The sequence below is a fragment of the Trichococcus patagoniensis genome (assembly GCF_003051085.1).
Taxonomy (GTDB): Bacteria; Bacillota; Bacilli; order Lactobacillales; family Aerococcaceae; genus Trichococcus; species Trichococcus patagoniensis.
In genome coordinates this window covers 111,447-129,991 of sequence record NZ_QAOM01000002.1, presented here as the reverse complement: position 1 = coordinate 129,991, position 18,545 = coordinate 111,447, and the positions used below count along the sequence as shown (strand labels likewise).

Genomic DNA, 18,545 nt, shown 5'->3' with positions numbered 1-18,545 from the left:
CTCAGCTAAGCAGTGCCAAGTACCACTGAATCATCGTTTCTCCAAAATAAAAAACAGTCAGTGCGGCCAGACCGATATATGGCCCAAACGGAATGGTCATTTTCCGATTGCCATTTTTCAGCTTCATGATGATCATTCCCGTGATGGCTCCGTAAAGGGTGGCCAAGAAGAAAAGTAATAAAAAGAGAGCAGGTCCGAAAATAAAGCCCAATAAAGTGAGGTATTTCAGATCACCTGCGCCCATGCCCCCATTAGATACAAGGATGATCACGAACACTAAAACAAAGGCCAGACCTGCTCCCAATACGGACTCCCCTAAAGAAGGATGCGGATACAGGATGCGCAAAGCCACAAACAATGGCGTGAAAAACAAAAGTAACTTATTTGGAATTTTCCTGTAGGCCAAATCGGATACTGTGATCGGAATGATGAGCGCAAGCAGCAGTAAGCCCAGAAACGTTTGTTCATTCCAGCCATAACGGTAGAAAGTAAGGGCCGCCAAGAGCCCGGTCGCCAGCTCCATAATCGGATAAAGCAAGGAAATTTTATCCTTACATTGGCGGCATCGGCCTCTTTGGCGCAAAAAAGACCAGACCGGAAGCAACTCTCTCCAAGTCAAGGTCCGCTGGCACGTGTCGCAATAGGAACGCGTTTGCGCCAACAACGTCCCGTTCGGCACCCGCAACCCCACCACATTAAAGAAAGACCCAAATACCAAGCCGTAGATAAAAAAAACAACGGTTACGATTGTATGCATAAAAAAACTCCTAATAAGCAAGAAAGACTCCACGAAGGAGTCTTTCTATGTATTTGAATGGGTGTTACGATTAATCTACTTCGTAGGTTGTCTTTCCATCAGCAGTTGTTTTCGTTACTGTCAAATCACCTTCAAAATCAGACTCAAGGAACCCTGCTGCTATTAAATCATCAGTAGAAACTCCCTCGGCTGGTATGCTGTTTTCTAGCTCGTACATTTGAGCCGCATCGATAACCAACTCTTGTTGGGCAGCATCCGTATCATCGCCAGCGCCTTCAATCACATTTCCGATCAACGGAATGGAAATGGCAACGATGAACCCCAAAATCACAATAACCGCTAGTAATTCAACTAATGTAAAGCCGCCTTCTTTTTTCAACAACTGTTTGATTTTATTTCTCATTTTCTTTTCCTCCATTTTCTTTGTGTCATTTCTTAATGTTTGTTTAGTAAAAAAACTCACTTCTTATACCAACAGAAGTTTATTTCCAATCCAAATCATACAACAATTATTTTACACATGCAATATATTTGTCTCTAGATTATCAGAAAGTTTCAAACATGCTGAACATCGGGATAACGATGGAAAGAACGATAAAGCCCACGATGCCGGAAAGGAAAATAATCATCACCGGTTCAATCAACGCTTGCAGCCTGTCGGACGCCTCCTGCACCTCCTGATCGTAGATTTCCGAAACTTTCTTCAGCATCTCGTCCAACTCGCCACTCGATTCCCCGACTTGGATCATCTGAATGATCAACGGCGGGAAAAACCAATGATCCAGCATCGGCTTCGCCAGCGACTCACCTTGTTCGACATCTTTTTGTGCTTGCAACAATACCTTTTCAACGACCCGATTGCCCACGACTTGACTGGTCACTTCGATGGCCTGCAGAATCGGAACCGAACTGTTGATCAAAGAACTTAACGTTTGTGTCATCCGCGCCAACAGCGTTTTCTGCAAGAAGGTTCCCAGAATAGGAATCTTCAGCTGCACCACATCGAACACGTACGCGACCTGATCTTTTTTCCCGAGCTGAATGATAATTGCAACCAGGACTCCGACTATTAAGATCACAAGCCACCAATAATGCTGAAACAACCCGCTCAGCGTCAGGACAAACTGCGTAATCGCAGGCAGCTCGCTTCCCATGGAGGCAAACATATCCCCGAATATCGGCACGATGAACACCAACAGAAAGACGGTGATGAAGAACGCTAGCACCCCTACAACAAGCGGATAAGTCATCGCGGTGGAGATTTTTTGCTTGATCCGGTGCTGCTTCTCATAATAGTCCGCCATCTGTTGGAGGACATCCTCCAAACGCCCGCTGACTTCCGCCGAATGAATCATATGTATCAATAAATCAGGAAACAATTTTGGTTTTTTCGCCATCGCTTCAGACAAAGTGACCCCTTCTCTTACCTCCTCGGACAATTCCTCCAATGCTTCTTTGAGCAACAAACTCGTGGATTGGGCAGCAAGGAGATCCAACGCATCCACAAGCAAGATCCCTGCATTAATCAAAGAGGAAAACTGTCTGAGAAACACAATAAAATCCTTTGATTTCAAAGAAGTGCGCAAGGAGATGTCCTTATTCAGGACAGCATTCAACACATTCACTTCAAAGACGATCAGGTCCATGTGCCTGAGTTCGTTCAGCGCTTCTTTTTTATTGCTGCTCTCTATTTTCCCCTTCATCAGTTTTCCGTCTGTTGTTTTGGCTTTATAGGTAAAAACGGCCATCATTACCCTCCTTTCTTAGTTACCGATTTTTCCATCTACGGCAATAGATGCGACCGGCTGATCTTTTCTTCTTCCACGAGCCGCTTGATGCTCATCTCCATGGTGTGCATGCCTTGATCCATCGAAGTCTGCAGCACATTCGGGATTTGGTGCATTTTTTCAGCTCGGATCAAATTTTTGATCGCTGCATTGTTGACCAACATTTCGGTCGCTAACACACGACCATCAGCCTTCTTGGTCGGCAAAAGCCGCTGCGACAAAATACCTACCAAGACATTCGCAAGCATCAAACGGATCTGATCCCTTTGCCCTCCTGGGAAGACGTCAATCATCCGTTCAATGCTGCCGGATGCATCCGAAGTGTGCAATGTCCCCAAAACCAAATGTCCAGTTTCGGATGCCGTGATGGCCGTGGAAATGGTATCCATATCGCGCAACTCCCCTACCAGAATGACATCAGGATCTTGGCGCAAACTCGCACGCAGACCCTCTTTGAATGATAAGGTATCGAAGCCTACTTCGCGCTGTTCAATGATGGATTGCTTATGCACATGCAGGTATTCGATTGGATCTTCCAAAGTAATGATGTGCCGGTTCATCGTTTCGTTCACATAATCGATCAGCGCCGCCAGTGAGGTACTTTTGCCGCTGCCGGTCGGACCGGTAACCAAGAAAAGTCCATGTGGCTTTTGGACCAATTTTTTGGTGATGCCGGGAAGACCTAAACTTTCCACGCTGGGAATTTCTTTTGAAATGATACGAAAAGCAAGCGAAAGCGCGCTGCGCTGATAAAATACGTTCACGCGGAAACGGGCAATGCCGTCAATGCCATAAGAAATATCAATTTCCCGTTTCCGTTCCAGCACCCCCCACAAGCTTTCGCTCAGGATAGTTTTCGCAAACTGTTCCGTATCTGGAGGCGTGAGAGGCGCTTTTTTTTGGGGAATCAGCTTTCCGTCCACCCGGAAAACCGGTGCTGAGCCTACCACAAGATGGACATCGGAAGCTTTTTTTTCATATGCGGCGCTTAATATCGAATCCAACTGTTCCATTGTTTCCGCCCTCTTATTCATTGATTGAAGCAACCCGCAAAACCTCTTCCAACGTGGTCTTGCCTGCCTTCACTTTTATCAAGCCATCGTCGACCAGAAAGCGGACACCTTGTTGCTTGATATGGCGTTTGATTTCTTGGATGGACGCCTGATTCATCATCAGCTGCTTTATTTCGTCCGTGATCACAATCAATTCATGGATAGCCATCCGACCACGATATCCGGTATGACGGCAAACATCACAGCCCCTGCCGAACGTGATCGTGTCGATTGTCTGGTTGCGTCGCTCAAAGAGTTCCTTCTCAACCGGCGTTGCCTCTCGTGTGTCGGCACAATCTTTACAGATGGTTTTGACGAGTCGTTGCGCTACGACACCACTTAAGGCGGATACGATCAAGTAAGATTCGATCCCCATATCAAGCAAGCGGGGAATGGCCTCAATGGCGCTGTTGGTATGCAATGTACTGAACACCAAATGACCAGTCAGGGCCGCCCGCACACTGTTCTCAGCTGTTTCTGTATCCCGGATTTCCCCTACCATGATAACATTTGGATCCTGACGCAAGACGGAGCGCAATCCGGTCGCAAAGGTCAACCCAATCTGGGCATTTACCTGAACTTGGTTGATGCCCTCGAGTTGATATTCAACCGGGTCTTCAATCGTGATGATATTACTTTCTGGATGGTTCAGTTCATTGATGGAGCCATACAGCGTGGATGTTTTCCCTGAACCTGTCGGACCTGTCAACAAGATCAGTCCCGACGGCAGGGCAATCAGTTCCCGATAATCATCCAAAATGTCCTTTTCTAATCCGATATCCTCCACTTTTCTGAACATGTTGGAGATATCCAATATCCGCAGCACTATTTTTTCACCAAAAACAGTCGGCAAGGTAGACACACGCAAATTCACCCGTTTCCCCAAAATCGTTGTGCTGATACGACCGTCCTGGGGCAGGCGCGTTTCCGTAACGTTCAATCCGGCTATGATTTTGATCCGAGCGACCAAAGCGTTCATCAAGGTTTTCGGCAAAGGGCGTTCATTCCGGAGCAGGCCATCTACGCGGTACCGAACGGATACTTGGCGTTCTGTTTGATCCAAATGAATATCGGATGCCCGAAGCGATACACCGGTTTCCAGCAATTGATTGAAGATCCTGACTGCGGGAGCATCCTCACCCTCGATGTACTCAATATTTACCTCTTTTGAGTCATATAAGCGGTTGATTGTCTGCAGTAAGTCATCTCGTGTCGCTATCACCGGCCGGACGACATAGCCAGTAGAAAATTCCAACTCCTCTATGGCATAGAAGTCCAACGGATCATTCATTGCCACTATCAAGCGGGTACTCTCTTTTCTGATTGGGAGCAATAATTTTGATCGTGCAAAATCTTTTGATATCAGCTCCACTACAGACATATCGATCGGATATTGATACAAAGACACACTTTCCAGTTTCAACTGGATCTCTAATGCATCCAGTAATTGTTTCTCAGTGATGTAACCTTGATCAACCAACAAATCCCCTAATTTTTGATCCTGCTTTTTCATGCTGATTGCTTCCACAATCTGCAGTTCCGTTATGAGACCCGCTTCCTTCAATAAATCCCCTAATTTTTTCTTCTCAAAATCTGCCACATTCTCCCACCTTTCTGTTAATTTTCTATGACTGTCCCTGAACTGATGATGTCTTCCGGGTCCGGATCAGCAACCACCTCGGTCGATCCGAACGGAAAGCCTGTCGTGGCAACGTCTGCATATTTGAGGCTTGCACCACCGTCCATTTTGAATGTTTTTGCGATGACCGTGCCGTTTATTGAGTAAGAACCTGATAACGAGACAGCCGCATTTGGGGCAATGAGCATCATGTTGGAAGGTCCAACTGAGTTATTACTTGTATTATTGACATTATTGTTATCCGTCAGGAATACGCCATTTATAGTCGAATCAGATATATTAACAGGACCCTTATTTCCTAAGACTATGACATGGGCATTCATCTTTGTGATGTAATTGAAATTAGGTGTAGGGCCCGTGTATATAAACACGAGCTGATTACTCGATCCAGGATTATTGATATATGTTGTATGATTAAATGCCATTTTACCCGTTACAACCATTGTGACTGTGCCTTCTCCAACAATATTGAGAGTCCCTGACATGACCGATAAATCATCTACTAAAATGGTGTGATTCCCACCCATCGGATCAATAGTCAGCGTTTTTCCAGACCCAACGACTAGTTTATTGAAAAAAATATTGTCTTGAATTTCAAGATTATAGGTATCGAGCATCCAACTATTCAGGAAAAGATTTCCATTGTCTTGAACTTTGTACTGATTCCACTGATCTTTTTGTATAGTCTTATCCGGCAATTTTTTAAAGTCTGTATTGGTTTCGGTAGGTACCTTCACTTGATCCAATAAGCTTTGGTAAGCTTTAAAATTCGAAAGATAGCTACTGCTATCCCATACGTTATCTTTAGCTTCCAATCTGGGGAAATTAGTATAATTTTTTGGATACTTAAGTACCTCTTCAGCCGTAATTTGATTCGAGTGAAATAACGTAGATGATCTTAAATTGATCCAGCCACCAATAGTGAATGCGTTCTTTTTTGTAGAATTAGTATATATATCACCTTTAAGCATACCATCTGTGATAGTAACGCCCCCATTAGCGTAGATGTTACCGTTAATGTTACCATTAGGTATATTGACATTATCATCAGTATATATATTGCCATTTATCGTAACACCATCAGAAATTTTAATATCCTCTTTCGTCAACAGAGCCCCCTTAGCAGCAAGTGTCGGCAATCCACCGCCACCGGTATTTTTTTCAAACCACTCCACAGTGATCTGTTTCGTAACGGTCCTTTCTTTTCCATCCACTTTTCCGGTGGAATAGATGGTGAATACTTGCGGATCCGTCCCGGATGTTTTTTCAGTCCGGATCGTTGCAGAAGGCTTGCTGCCGAACTGCGCACCAAAATCAACAGAGGATTGACCATTTTGGGAGGTCACAATAGTCGAAACATTATTATAGAAGGAGCCTTCTGTTGCATTATTTACATAAGCGCTCAGCACTTCCTTCTGAATATTTTCATAAGCCGCAACGGCTCCGGCCTCTGCCACGTAATAAGCTGATGTATCATCACGGGTAGCAACACTCAAGCGATGACTGCCGATTGTGAGCATGCCGATTGAAACACTCAGTATAGAAAGCACGAGCAGCACCATCAATGTCAAAACGAGGCCACTACCTCTTTCGTCCTCTCGGAAATGCTTGATTCCCATCCCTTCCACTCACCTCCTGAAATAAATCGTAGTTTGATATTCTTTTGGTTGGCTGTTCATTTCCGACATGCTTTTCAGCAGAATTCCGATACTCTCGGTTGCAGGATCACGAGTGACAAGGAACTCCTGCACATCATCTGCCATAATTTGGTTCTCATTTTTCAAGAGCTGTGCGCCTCGTTGACTGAATGCTACAGCACCATCAATCAAGAGCGTATCCCCTGATTCTGATACTGTGATGGAAGCAAAAGGCGTACTGCGGACTTCTCTGGAAATAGCGGAGAGCGTGTAAGCGAAATCATTTGATTGACGGGCGGAATAAGATTGCGTCAGGTATTGCTTTTGACCAAACAGGTGTACAGCCCCCACTAACGAGAGCACCACCGAGAGCAGCGCAATGCTCGCCAACAATTCTATGAGCGTCATTCCTGATTCGTTCCGTAGATTAATCTTCGAGCTCTTCTGCTGTATGAAATGACAGCCGCGTTTCCATTTGTGCATAAGCTTTCCCTTCCTTGGAAACCGTCACTATTCCCTTATAAAGGGCACCATTCGGTTCTGATTTTTCGACTTTAGATTTCACTTCAAACCCGGAGACCGCCTTGGGGTTTTCGGCCTCGATAAGACTCAACGTTTCTTCCGCACTCTTTGTATTTGAATAGTAGGTAAGTAATTCGATTTGTTCTTGTGCGATAAAAGTTGCTTCATTCACGGTGTCTGTCTGATTATTTGTTTTGGCTGCTTGGATAAAAAAAGATAAAAAGGTTGTGATGATAAGCGATAAAAGTAGGATAGATGCCAACAACTCCACAAGTGTCATTCCCGCTTCTTCCGATAATATGTCTTTCATTTGTTTTCTATACCAACGTTTCATGGTCTTCTTCCTTTTTATCAAATATAGTTATGAATAGCGCCCGTTTTTTCATACCAAATGCAACAATTTTGTTAAAAAACATTATCTTTAAGTATATTATCTTAAAGATTGACTGTCAATGATTTTGCATCCACGGAAATGCTGCTTCTCTTGCATTAGAAGCCGGCATCGGAATCGCTTTCAATGGCAGCAAGACTTTTCACAAACCTGATGGTAAAATGGTCACATAGGATAACTGAGGACACCTCAATCTCTCCAACAAGAGCGCACTGCTCACAGTACGGTTAAAATAAACTGACATGGAGGTTAGTATGGATACGAATGACCTAGTGCAACAAAAGTTAATGGCTGAAATTGCTTATTTGCAACGTTTGAATAAAGAACTAATCAATCAAATATATGAAGACGATTTCTCGAAGTTCCCCTGGCTAGGAAATTTGGGGCAGTGGTTTTGGGATTACCCCAAAAACATGGTGACCTTTAATCCCTTGAAAGCAAGTGCGCTTGGGTATTCGCACGATGAAATACCTGCAGAAACAGGATTTGAATTTTTTACGGAGAAATTGCACCCTGAAGATTATGCTGCTGTGATGGATGAAATGCGTGCGCACCTCAAAGGACTCGTTCCTGTATGGGAAGTAAAGTACCGCATTCAAGCAAAGGACGGATCTTGGAAAGTTTTTTATGATCGAGGCAAAGTTACGCAATGGTCTGACGATCACAAACCATTATTCCTTGTGGGGAATGTGTTTGATGTAACCGATGACGAAAACCAGAAACGGGAGTTGATTCAAAAATCCGCTTTTTGGCGTGCGCAAGCACAAATTGATAGTCTGACAAAACTGTATACGAGGGCGGCATTGGAAGAAAAACTATCCACAATCCACCAACACAGTCTGCAAAATCAAAAAAACTACTCTATTCTGTTGCTGGATATTGATCATTTCAAAAACATAAATGACACCTACGGCCATTTGGTCGGTGATCAAGTACTGAATAAAGTTGGTGCAATCCTCAGCTCCAACGTTCGTGAAGCTGATATCGTTGCTCGGTATGGTGGAGAAGAATTTTTGATTGTGTTCCCAAACCTGGAAAGTGAAGATGCCAAACAGATAGGGGAACGCATGCAAGAAAATCTCAAAAATACCGAACTCCCTATCGATTCCAGCTTGACGTTCAGCGCAGGAATCGCTTCGAACATAGAAATCCAAGATATAAAGGAACTCCTGGAACTTGCTGATGTACGCCTTTACCGAGCAAAAAATACGGGCAGAAATCGTATCGTTGAAGCTTAATCGTCTTTTTGAATCTAACCACCCAAAAACCCTTTTGACAAACGGAATGTATGCGTTTGTCAAAAGGGTTTTTGGGTTCGATTATTTGAACAGTATCATTGTTTGTTATCTTCAGACTCAGTATTTCCCAGAAAGTAGTACTTCTTCGATGAATACGGAAACAACTTCAGGATCGAATTGGGTTCCTGCGCATGCTCTTAATTCTCGAATAGCTTCTTCCATTGTTTTGCAGTCGGTATAGGTACACCCACTGGTCATTGCATCATATGAATCTGCAACTGCGATGATTCGGGAAGCTAAAGGAATGTCCTCTCCTTTCAATTTTTCTGGATACCCTGATCCATCTACCCACTCATGATGGGACAAAACGATCATCGCAACAGATGCGTATTCATCTACGGACCGAAGAATTTGGTACCCCGATTCAGGATGGCGTCTGATCAGCTCTAATTCTTTTTGAGATAATGAAGCGTCCTTATTGAGAATTTTTGACGGTATAGTTATTTTCCCGATATCATGCACTAAGGCCGCTTTCTTCACTAATTCTTGCAAGTATGGGTCAAGTCCCATTTTTTCTGCGATTTTTCCGGCATGATCGGCAACATTTTCTGCGTGTTTCTGATCCCATTTCCTTAATAACCTTGGATTCGACTGGATACCTTCAATAATCGAATTCTTGTGCTTCCGGCTTTTGCGTAACTTATCTTCGTACATCATTCTATCTGCTTCCAAAATGATGTCTTCAACAGAGTCTTCTATCCCTGTCTTTGTTGCAACCCCCAATGAAATAGAAACCCATTCTGACGGGAATCTCCCGGAAATTTTTAAAGTATCGCTATTTTTTATTTTGTCAGCAAGTGAATAGGCAACATCATAAGGTGTATATGGGAGCAACAACACAAACTCATCTCCACCATAACGGACGAAAATATCGCCTTCCCGTTGATAAATTAGCATTTTCCCTGAAATCGTGCGCAGTAATTCGTCACCTTGATCATGTCCATATGAGTCATTGATCAATTTCAATCCATTCAGATCAACAAAAATGACGCTAAGAGGCAGTTGATAGGGCAGAACCATCGCCTCGGATGAAGATTGTATAAAACTGGCTGGTACATCCCTGTTAATGTATCTCTGTTATGATAGTACTCAAGTTTTTCCCGCGTCATAATCAGATCCGAAATATCGCGTCCTGATGCATATATGCTATTCTCAAAAACTTTCACACGCCACTCATAGTAACGGATTATTCCCTTATGGCTCAGGACTCGGTTGACAAATTTATCAAGCCCGCCAGATTTCACGGCTTCACTGATAGCAAATTTTGTAGCATACACATCATCATTTACGATGATTTCAAAAATACTCTTTCCAATCATCTGTGAATCATTGTAACCCAATGATTCGCGCCATGTCGGATTGCTTTTGATGATTTTCCCGTTGAATGAACAGATGCAGAATAAATCTTTTGTCACTGAGATATAGCGTTGCAGCTCGATGTTTTCCTCTCTCAGATTATTTTCTGTTTGCTTTTGCATTGTGATGTCCTTAGGGGTATCAATCTTAATTACTGATTCAAGTTTATCCGAGTCACTTTCTTGAAATCCAGCTGCCATTTTATCCTCCTTTATTTACTTTCCCGGTGCGTTCAAATCATTCATGTGTCACATTTACTGAGCAAATTCAACGCTATACGTCACTTCCATAACTTCTTAAGAAGGCAATGGCACTCTCTTCAGGCAAGGGTTTACTTAGAAGATAGCCTTGGATGATATCGCATCCGTATTTTTGCAGGTAAGCTTTTTGACTCGCGTCCTCTACACCCTCTGCTACAACGCTTAACCCAATTTTATGAGCCATAGAGATAATGTCGGAAATGATCAGATTTTTTTCAGATGTGTGACTTATCTTACCGATAAAGAATCTATCAATCTTAACGGCATCTATATTCAGTTCAGCAAGTCTGGAAAAAGAGGAATATCCCGTCCCAAAATCATCCAGCGAAATGGCTATGCCCATTTGTTTGATTGCCTCTAATGTTTCGTTGATCTGGCTAAAATGGTCGAGCAACACCGTTTCCGTAACTTCGAATTCCAGTGGCTTCCTGATTCTGTCTGATAAAAAGAGTTTTTGTTGGATATTCTCCACAAAGTCTTCCCGGAGCAATTGAATGCCGGAGATATTGACTGCTACACTCGTTTCATGGAAACCTTCATCTTGGAGTCGTTGTAAAAAATCGCATGCAAGCAGTAGAATATGGTTGCCTAAATCATAGATCAACAAATTTTCCTCAGCTAAAGCAATAAATTCATCTGGAGCTATCTGGCCCAGATTTTCAATTCGCAGCCTAGCCAGCGCTTCAAACCCAATGACTTTATCTTCCATCAAGTCGAGCTTCGGTTGGAATTCCAGATAAAAAGATTCGGTATCTTTACCTTCTATGACTTCCCGCAATACTTTTACAATTTTATCTTGCCGTAAGAGTCGTTTCTCCATATCTTCGTTAAAGAAAGCTACCTGATCCGCAGAACTGTCCTTGATTTGAGAGAGTGTTAGTGTTGCATCCTGCAGAATTTTATCCGTTGAGGTATGTCTATCTTTGATCTCCACTATAGCTATTTGAACATTCACATACTGATGTTCCGTTCCTTCCATAATTGGATTCTCAAAAATGTGCATAAGTTTATCAGCGAATGCTCTCAGTTCTTTCTGGTCTGCGTAATCGTCAAGCACCACTATAAATCTGTCTCCGTCAAACCTGAAAAATGAGTCTTCCGAATCCAATAATGTCCGGACTTTAACTGCAATCTGTTTTAGTACCTCATCTCCATATAAAAATCCGTAGGTGATGTTCAGTGTTTTAAAATTAACGAAATTGAGAAGCAACACCGCTTTATTTTTTCTGTATGGATTTCGTAGGACTTGATTTAGATACTCCGTAAGATATTTGCTGTTACGAAGACCCGTAAGCTCATCGTAGAATGCAATTTTGATGTTGGACTTATTTTTCCGATAAGCATAAAAAAGAATGCCGCCCATTGTAATAATAATAATTAAGAATATTGCAATAGCATAACGAATGATTTTATTGACATCATCATCGAGTTCATCAGTAGGCCAATGGATCAGCAACGTGCCAATTTTTTCATTTTCGACAAATATAGGCTCGGAAAGCCTAAAAAATTCATATCCATCCGTTTCAACTCTCTGAACATCCGATGCATTGCTGTCCATTTCTGCACGAAGGTCTATATCCTCAATCGTGCGATCCTCGTAGTCAGGAAGGCTGCTTGCAATAATTTCGTATTTTGGATTGACAAAGAATACCTGCTTTACATCTCTTCTGTTCGAAATTTCATTTATCAATGTTGTGATTTCAAAATCCTCAAGGAAATCCTGTCTGCTCTCTGCAAGAACCCCTACTTGCACAAATCCACCCGCATCATCTTTTACATAACCAAATTTATAGTATAAGCCATTCTCGGTGTCCGGACGAACGTCTTCCACCAGCATAGTCTGATCGCTCATCATGAAATCATAAACCGGATGTCCTTCATATGCTTGCCACCCGATCAATTCCTCAGAAGTGCTGTGGGTAAGTTCTCCCTCTTTGTTGTACAAATCTATTCCATTCACATCGAACGTTTGGGAAATAGCGTCCAACACCTCATTATTCTCCCTATTTTCAATAAGCATGATGGCTTGACTTGCTATCCTTATTTTTTCATCCAAAAGTTCTGTAATGACCTCATATGCTTCGCTTGTGTGAATCAAACTGTGCGAATAGCTGTTTGCAATTTCTAAGGACGTATCTTTAAGCTGCTCATACTTTTCATCAATTCGATTTTTGACTGCAAAACCTATCAAAGCCGAAAAGCCTATCGTTATTATCAAAAACGGAACCCAAAAATAGGTTACATTTATCATCTTCAATTTGTCTCTTCCCAACACACAACCCCCGATAACACTTATTGCACTATTTTTGTGTTCTGAAACGATCTCGTGAAAAGCAGAGATATCAATTCACAACTATTCTCTTAAATGATTATATCATTCATCGAACCAAACTATAGTAACAATATTGATTATTTGCTTATCGAAAAAATGTCTTTAAATGCTGAAATGGTTTTTTGTCCAAAAACGAAAAACAGCCACAAAAGTTGTGGCTGTTTTTAAAGTGGGAAAGAAACAACAACTTTGTTTCTGCCGCCTTTTTTTGCTTTATAAAGCGCCACATCGGCGCGTTTGAGCGTTCTTTTCAAGGTTTCACCTGTGCGACTGTGCGCCACCCCTACAGATATTGTAACGCTAACCGGATCACCTGAAGTTGTGCAGAAGCGCCTGTGAGCGACTATTTCCTGCAAGTCATGAATGAACTCCTCTGCATCCCTTTGATTTGGAGTGTCGATAATCACGGCGAACTCCTCACCACCGATTCTGTAGAAATCAGTGTCAAAAGTCGAAAGCTCATTGAACACCTGCGCCAACTGTTTTAAAAGCACATCCCCATTGTCATGTCCGAAGCTATCGTTATAGTCCTTAAAATAATCGATATCGACGACTGCCAATGTTACTGCTTTCTTTTCCCGCTCCACATCCATCAGATCGTTGTTGAAAGTGCGCACGTTCTTGAGGGCCGTCAGGTGATCGATACTGGCAGAAACGATCAATTTGTAAAGATCCATAATAAAATAGCGCATAACATATGTTGCAGCATACCCGGAGGTAACCAGAATACTGCATATCACCAACACGAGTTTTTTGTCAGCTATCAGGTAATTGGTAAGCACAATTGTAGGGATGAGCGCATACGTGACCAAGACTAGCAATTGAACCAGCTCATTCAACTTATCCTGAATATAATGTGCTATCAACGGCAATGTGACTGCTAGTAAAATACTGACGAACAGGTTGATTTGGGCAATATCATTATTTCCCCAGAAAAACCTGAGAATCCCTAACAACAGGATACTTGAACTGGTTATTTTCCAATCTATATATTTGGCAGAAAAACAAAACATCAGAAATCTGAAGTCATATCTTATCCCCAGAATAACCGTGGAAAAACTCAACAAAACGATTCCTACCAGCACTTCCAATAAAATACTTTTGATGTAGTAGGATATTTTCTCATTATCTTGATTTGGCGACCCAAAATTGCTTCTCAAGTAGAAGTAAATAGCAAAAAAAATGATTCCAATATTTGCCAGTAGACTAACCATTGTGCACTCCTTACTTGCATACCTTATATAGAAACAAGTTACTTTTTGCTTGCATCTTTGTATAAAGTTTATGTATCATTCACCTCGGAACAAATGTTTGATTCCAGTGACTACCTTCTTTAAAACAGTAATATCTTGCCAATTATAACTTACTTATTTCATAATGTATAATACTAATTATTTCCGAGAAATTTTGCACAAACAAAATACAATATTGTATTTTAATTTGGACTTAAAAAATAATATTCAGGCCGATACAATAACTTTAGTTGGTAATTTTAGATTTGAAATCTCAGTTTTATCAAAAAGTAAGCGCATTCGAATAGTCATCTAGCATAATCTATCTGATTGCTGCAACTGTTTAACCATAGGATTTGATTCAACATATTCTCAATAGTAAATTTTCAGTATTTGTGAAGGAGGAAAGTGAGTGGATGATACGCAAGAGTTGTTAGATGATTTATACATAGTGTGCCAGCCGATCATGCTATGTTCAAATACAAATGTTATTGATGGGTACGAAATTTTATTAAGATCAAAAGAACAGCAACGTTTTCCCGAAAAAACATTCATGTGGTTCATCGTAGTCTATCAGCAAGGCTATTACCATGGGAAAGCCCAAGTATTGAGCTGACCTTTCATCGCTGCCGGGTATGCCTGTTTGGTCGATGAAGCCCCTTATTCGCCGGTGAGGGAGCCTTCCGCCGGAGCCGAGAACCCCAAAAAGATCATCACCTCCGACCACGGCGGCTTCGCCGGAGTTCGGCCGTCGCGCCGCGCACTGTTCTCCGGCCAGCATTCTCTCACCGGAGTTGGATTATCCGGCGCGGTCCTCTCCTCCGATGAACGCCCTTCTCATCGGAGCTGACGGTTCCTCACGTTATGAATGCATTCAAAAATCTGATCCCCGGTGAGCATCATCTCATCGGGGATCAGATTTTTATTCTAAGGCTCAGGCGGAGACCATCACTTTGTTTCTGCCGCTTTCTTTTGCCTGATACAGCGCGATGTCGGCCCGCTTGAGTGTTTTTTTCAGGGTTTCGCCTTTCTCGCTATGAGCCACCCCCACCGATAGGGTGATGCTGACCGGATTTTCTCCTCGTACAGTGAAGCTTCTGCGGGAGACCGTTTCCTGCAACTCATGCAGGAACGCTTCGGCTGCACTCGGGCTGAAGTGGCTCAGGATCACACCGAATTCTTCCCCGCCAATCCTGTAGAAAGTGGTATGGGGGATGGCACGTTCGTTGAAAAGAGCGGCCATCTGCCTCAAGACCGCATCTCCGCTGTCATGTCCATAATTATCATTGTAATTTTTGAAATGGTCAATGTCGATCACCGCCACCGTTACCGGGCTCTTTTTCCGCTCCATTTCCACCAGATCGCTGTTGAAGAGCCGCACATTCTTGAGATTCGTCAAGTGGTCCGTGCTGGCAGAGTCAATCAAAACGTGCAGATCCGAAATGAAGTAATGCAACACAAAAATCGCGGCATAATTCAAAGCGGACAGAATGATACTGATCGACAGCACCAGCCATTTGTCGGCTATCTGATGATTGGTAAACACGATCGTTGGGATGAGCGCAACGGTGACCAAAATCAGCAATTGCGCCAAATCATTTATTCTGTCCCGGATCAGTTCCACTATCATCGGCAATGCGATGGCCAACATTAGGCTAACGATCAGGTTGACTTGGGCTGCCTCACTGTTTCCCCACAAAAATCTGATGATGCTCAGCAAAAAGATGCTTGAACTGGTTATTCTCCAATCCATATACTTAGCGGAAAAACAAAACAACAGCACCCTGAAATCATACCTGATGCCCAAGATAACAGTGGAAAAACTCAACAAAATCGTACCTAACAGCACTTCCATCAATATGCATCCGATGAGGCTGGATTTATTTGCATGGTGATAATTTTTTTCTAGCCTTCCGCTTTTCAAGCAGAAATAAACCGCCATGAACATGATTCCTATATTTGCCAGTAGACTAACCATTATAAGCTCCTTACATACCTATTGCCCCGTAGCAAAAACGCGCTGTGAATTTTATTCGGACCGCTTAAGCTAAAATTCATAACCAGATGCGTCAGAACAAATTCTGTACGAATATAATAACCCAACAGAAACGCAACATTATTCATTTCATTATAACCTACTTTAGCTTGTACAGATATCATCATATACTTATGAAAACTTATACAAATAAAAAAAATACAATTTTGTATTTCAAATAAATGTGAATCGTATTTTTTTACACCAATATGTTGACTAATCACTTATCTTTCGGGTTTCAAAGGATGCGATCCCGCCAGAGGAAATTCTCCCGTAAAAATGTCACCTCCGACCACAGCGGCTTCGCCATCACACACTTTCAAAACAATCTTGTTCCTTGGATATACTGAAAAGACCGATGGATTCGTCCCGTCGGTCTTGAAAATAGTGTATTTGAGCGTTTATCAGACTGATTTCTCCGCTGCTGTTTGCTTTGCTTCGACAAATCTGATTTCGACGCGTTTTCCTAAAGCCTGCGCTATGTCTTCAAGCATCGAGAATGATGGTTCCATTCTGGCGCCTTCTATCCGTGCGATAGTCGAACGTGATTTGTTGACTTTTTTGGCGAATGCAGTTTGATTCAAGCCTGTCTGAGCTCGCAAATCGAACAACAGATCAGCAAAATCAAGTTTTGTTACTTCTTCCTCGAAGGCCTGTTTGAATTCCGCACTTTCGGAGCTTCGCCTCTTGATGGCTTCGCTGTTCTTGCTCATTCTTCATCCCTCCTTTTGTTTCTGGCAAACCAGAATGCTTTTCTGATGGCCTTTGCTCTGCTGATTTCTTTTGCAGGAGTTGCATTTGTCTTTTTGCTGAACCCATGCGTGATATAGTATTCAGTGCCTTTAATTTGAAAGTAGCATCCTCTCAACCAATGATCATTCGTTTGGGCGCGAAGTTCGTAAATATCATCGGCCAATTTCTTAACCCGTTCTTTTCTGATCGAATCCTGCAAGTCTGTATTTTCGACGCGATCTATCAGCGCTCTGAACTTTGCTTCGTCCTTAGTGCTGAGAGAATCCAGGAACGTTTCAAATTCTTCTCCCCAATCAAATTCAGGCTTAACCATTCCGCCCCCTTTATGTTATTATACACTAAACTGTAGCGAGCACGCTACAGTTATTCACTTAGTTGCTTATAAAAAACCAACACTCGATATCACAATTTTTTCCACTCCATCGCATCAATGTGCGCCTGTTTCGTCTTGCCGTCCGCTCGAGTATATCGACTCAACTCGACGAAAAGTTGCTCGATTTCCAATGGCGAAAAAATCTCCGGCAGCCGCTCCATATCCTCCATCATTTCGTCCATCAAATCATCCCGGCTCATCACTTTCACTTCCGGCGAGTGGACGAGCAGCTTCTTCAGGACGCAATGTTCGCTGAAAACGACATAGGAACGAAATACTTCGTCGCCCAGCCCCAGGTGCTGCTTCAAAACGCTGATATGTTTTTTATTTTGCCAAATAGGGTTGTAGAACTGAAAATGCCGTCCGCCTCGGAAAGTTTGCTTCCAATAGCGGCTGTTTTCATCCCCGAAAATCCAACCGCTGTAGTTCTTTGACTCGAAAACATAGATGCCTGTCGCCGAAATCATGATCAGATCGATTTCAGTGGTCGTCCCATCGCTTTTCGGCAAATAGACATTCGCCAACAATTTGTGCGCTTCGCCAAGATTCTCCAGGCAAGAATACGTCAAGAACTCCCCGAAGTTTCCAGTGTCAAACAGCGTGTCGAAAACACTGTTGCCGCTCGCATCATGATAAGCTGTTCTTCGGTATCGGTTGTATCCATTATGTCTTTTCGGACGATCCTTTTTTCGCGAGATTGCAATCATCACGGCCAACAGCAAGACAATCAGTACTATTTCCAATAGACTCAGCTCCTTACTTTGGCCCCTAAAGCGACAGGTTGTCATTGAATTTCAAAATATGCATCCTTCATAAAACCATCCTCTTGCCTACACCAGTAATATACGCAACTTACCGGGATTCGTGCTTTTTTAAAAAGCGGATCTGTTCTCCGTTTGATGCACTTCCCGCCGGAGAACAAATCCAAAAAGATGATCACCTCCGACCACGGCGGCTTCGCCGGAGTTCGGCCTCTCCACCACGCATCCTCCTCCGGTCAGCATACCCTCACCGGAGAACACATCCGCGGCGAACGTGAATGCATACGACAGGATTTATTCATCGCCGATACTGTGGTGCTATTTCTTTTGTGAGTGTCGGCTTTGATACGACTCTTGTCA

The 18,545-nt window shown here is 42.8% G+C and carries 18 protein-coding genes; 2 read left to right on the top strand and 16 right to left on the bottom strand.

Annotated features, from left to right (window positions below):
- Window position 1: 1 nt before the first annotated feature.
- The 8 genes from C8U37_RS01865 to C8U37_RS01830 all read right to left on the bottom strand — a co-directional run bounded on the left by C8U37_RS01865 (window position 2) and on the right by C8U37_RS01830 (window position 7,728).
- Window positions 2-757 carry a prepilin peptidase gene (locus tag C8U37_RS01865; protein ID WP_108031596.1) on the bottom strand — a complete coding sequence of 252 codons (756 nt, stop codon included), beginning with the start codon at window positions 755-757 and terminating at the stop codon, window positions 2-4.
- A gap of 70 nt (window positions 758-827) precedes the next feature.
- Window positions 828-1,160: a competence type IV pilus major pilin ComGC gene (locus C8U37_RS01860; protein ID WP_108031595.1), complete on the bottom strand. Its 333-nt coding sequence runs from the start codon at window positions 1,158-1,160 to the stop codon at window positions 828-830.
- Window positions 1,161-1,302: 142 nt separating this feature from the next.
- Window positions 1,303-2,508: a type II secretion system F family protein gene (locus C8U37_RS01855; RefSeq protein WP_211306098.1), complete on the bottom strand. Its 1,206-nt coding sequence runs from the start codon at window positions 2,506-2,508 to the stop codon at window positions 1,303-1,305.
- Window positions 2,509-2,540: 32 nt separating this feature from the next.
- On the bottom strand, window positions 2,541-3,557 hold the full coding sequence (locus tag C8U37_RS01850; protein ID WP_108031593.1) for a type IV pilus twitching motility protein PilT: 1,017 nt from the start codon (window positions 3,555-3,557) through the stop codon (window positions 2,541-2,543).
- Window positions 3,558-3,570: 13 nt separating this feature from the next.
- Window positions 3,571-5,196, bottom strand: coding sequence for a GspE/PulE family protein (locus C8U37_RS01845; RefSeq protein ID WP_211306097.1), 1,626 nt, complete (start codon window positions 5,194-5,196; stop codon window positions 3,571-3,573).
- A gap of 17 nt (window positions 5,197-5,213) precedes the next feature.
- Window positions 5,214-6,854 (bottom strand): DUF7305 domain-containing protein, encoded by a 1,641-nt coding sequence (locus tag C8U37_RS01840; RefSeq protein WP_108031592.1) that lies wholly within the window; start codon window positions 6,852-6,854, stop codon window positions 5,214-5,216.
- A gap of 9 nt (window positions 6,855-6,863) precedes the next feature.
- Window positions 6,864-7,355: a PilW family protein gene (locus C8U37_RS01835; protein WP_108031591.1), complete on the bottom strand. Its 492-nt coding sequence runs from the start codon at window positions 7,353-7,355 to the stop codon at window positions 6,864-6,866.
- Window positions 7,300-7,728 carry a hypothetical protein gene (locus C8U37_RS01830; RefSeq protein ID WP_108031590.1) on the bottom strand — a complete coding sequence of 143 codons (429 nt, stop codon included), beginning with the start codon at window positions 7,726-7,728 and terminating at the stop codon, window positions 7,300-7,302. Before C8U37_RS01830 ends, C8U37_RS01835 begins: the two co-directional genes overlap by 56 nt.
- 311 nt (window positions 7,729-8,039) lie before the next feature.
- Between C8U37_RS01830 and C8U37_RS01825 the strand changes: the two genes are divergently transcribed.
- Complete coding sequence (locus C8U37_RS01825) at window positions 8,040-9,023, top strand: sensor domain-containing diguanylate cyclase (RefSeq protein WP_170100150.1); 984 nt, start codon at window positions 8,040-8,042, stop codon at window positions 9,021-9,023.
- 117 nt (window positions 9,024-9,140) lie between these two features.
- Here C8U37_RS01825 and C8U37_RS01820 read toward each other — a convergent pair whose 3' ends face one another.
- From C8U37_RS01820 to C8U37_RS01805, 4 genes are all read right to left on the bottom strand, one after another.
- Window positions 9,141-10,103 carry an HD-GYP domain-containing protein gene (locus tag C8U37_RS01820; RefSeq protein ID WP_108031588.1) on the bottom strand — a complete coding sequence of 321 codons (963 nt, stop codon included), beginning with the start codon at window positions 10,101-10,103 and terminating at the stop codon, window positions 9,141-9,143.
- On the bottom strand, window positions 10,055-10,639 hold the full coding sequence (locus C8U37_RS01815) for a PAS domain-containing protein (RefSeq protein WP_108031587.1): 585 nt from the start codon (window positions 10,637-10,639) through the stop codon (window positions 10,055-10,057). Before C8U37_RS01815 ends, C8U37_RS01820 begins: the two co-directional genes overlap by 49 nt.
- A 73-nt stretch (window positions 10,640-10,712) precedes the next feature.
- A complete protein-coding gene (locus C8U37_RS01810) occupies window positions 10,713-12,971 on the bottom strand; it encodes a putative bifunctional diguanylate cyclase/phosphodiesterase (protein WP_108031586.1) in 2,259 nt (752 codons plus the stop codon).
- A gap of 224 nt (window positions 12,972-13,195) precedes the next feature.
- Window positions 13,196-14,245 carry a GGDEF domain-containing protein gene (locus C8U37_RS01805; protein WP_108031585.1) on the bottom strand — a complete coding sequence of 350 codons (1,050 nt, stop codon included), beginning with the start codon at window positions 14,243-14,245 and terminating at the stop codon, window positions 13,196-13,198.
- A 430-nt stretch (window positions 14,246-14,675) separates the two neighbouring features.
- Between C8U37_RS01805 and C8U37_RS14380 the strand changes: the two genes are divergently transcribed.
- Window positions 14,676-14,879 carry a hypothetical protein gene (locus C8U37_RS14380; RefSeq protein ID WP_146161796.1) on the top strand — a complete coding sequence of 68 codons (204 nt, stop codon included), beginning with the start codon at window positions 14,676-14,678 and terminating at the stop codon, window positions 14,877-14,879.
- 318 nt (window positions 14,880-15,197) lie between these two features.
- Here C8U37_RS14380 and C8U37_RS01795 read toward each other — a convergent pair whose 3' ends face one another.
- The 4 genes from C8U37_RS01795 to C8U37_RS01780 all read right to left on the bottom strand — a co-directional run bounded on the left by C8U37_RS01795 (window position 15,198) and on the right by C8U37_RS01780 (window position 18,167).
- The gene (locus C8U37_RS01795) at window positions 15,198-16,118 is read right to left on the bottom strand and encodes a GGDEF domain-containing protein (protein ID WP_170100149.1); all 921 of its coding nucleotides are present in this window, start codon (window positions 16,116-16,118) and stop codon (window positions 15,198-15,200) included.
- A gap of 584 nt (window positions 16,119-16,702) precedes the next feature.
- Window positions 16,703-17,011, bottom strand: coding sequence for a helix-turn-helix transcriptional regulator (locus tag C8U37_RS01790; protein ID WP_108031582.1), 309 nt, complete (start codon window positions 17,009-17,011; stop codon window positions 16,703-16,705).
- On the bottom strand, window positions 17,008-17,364 hold the full coding sequence (locus tag C8U37_RS01785; protein ID WP_108031581.1) for a type II toxin-antitoxin system RelE/ParE family toxin: 357 nt from the start codon (window positions 17,362-17,364) through the stop codon (window positions 17,008-17,010). Before C8U37_RS01785 ends, C8U37_RS01790 begins: the two co-directional genes overlap by 4 nt.
- Before the next feature lie 89 nt (window positions 17,365-17,453).
- Window positions 17,454-18,167, bottom strand: a complete 714-nt coding sequence (locus C8U37_RS01780; RefSeq protein WP_170100148.1) for a nuclease-related domain-containing protein — start codon at window positions 18,165-18,167, stop codon at window positions 17,454-17,456.
- Window positions 18,168-18,545 lie beyond the last annotated feature (378 nt).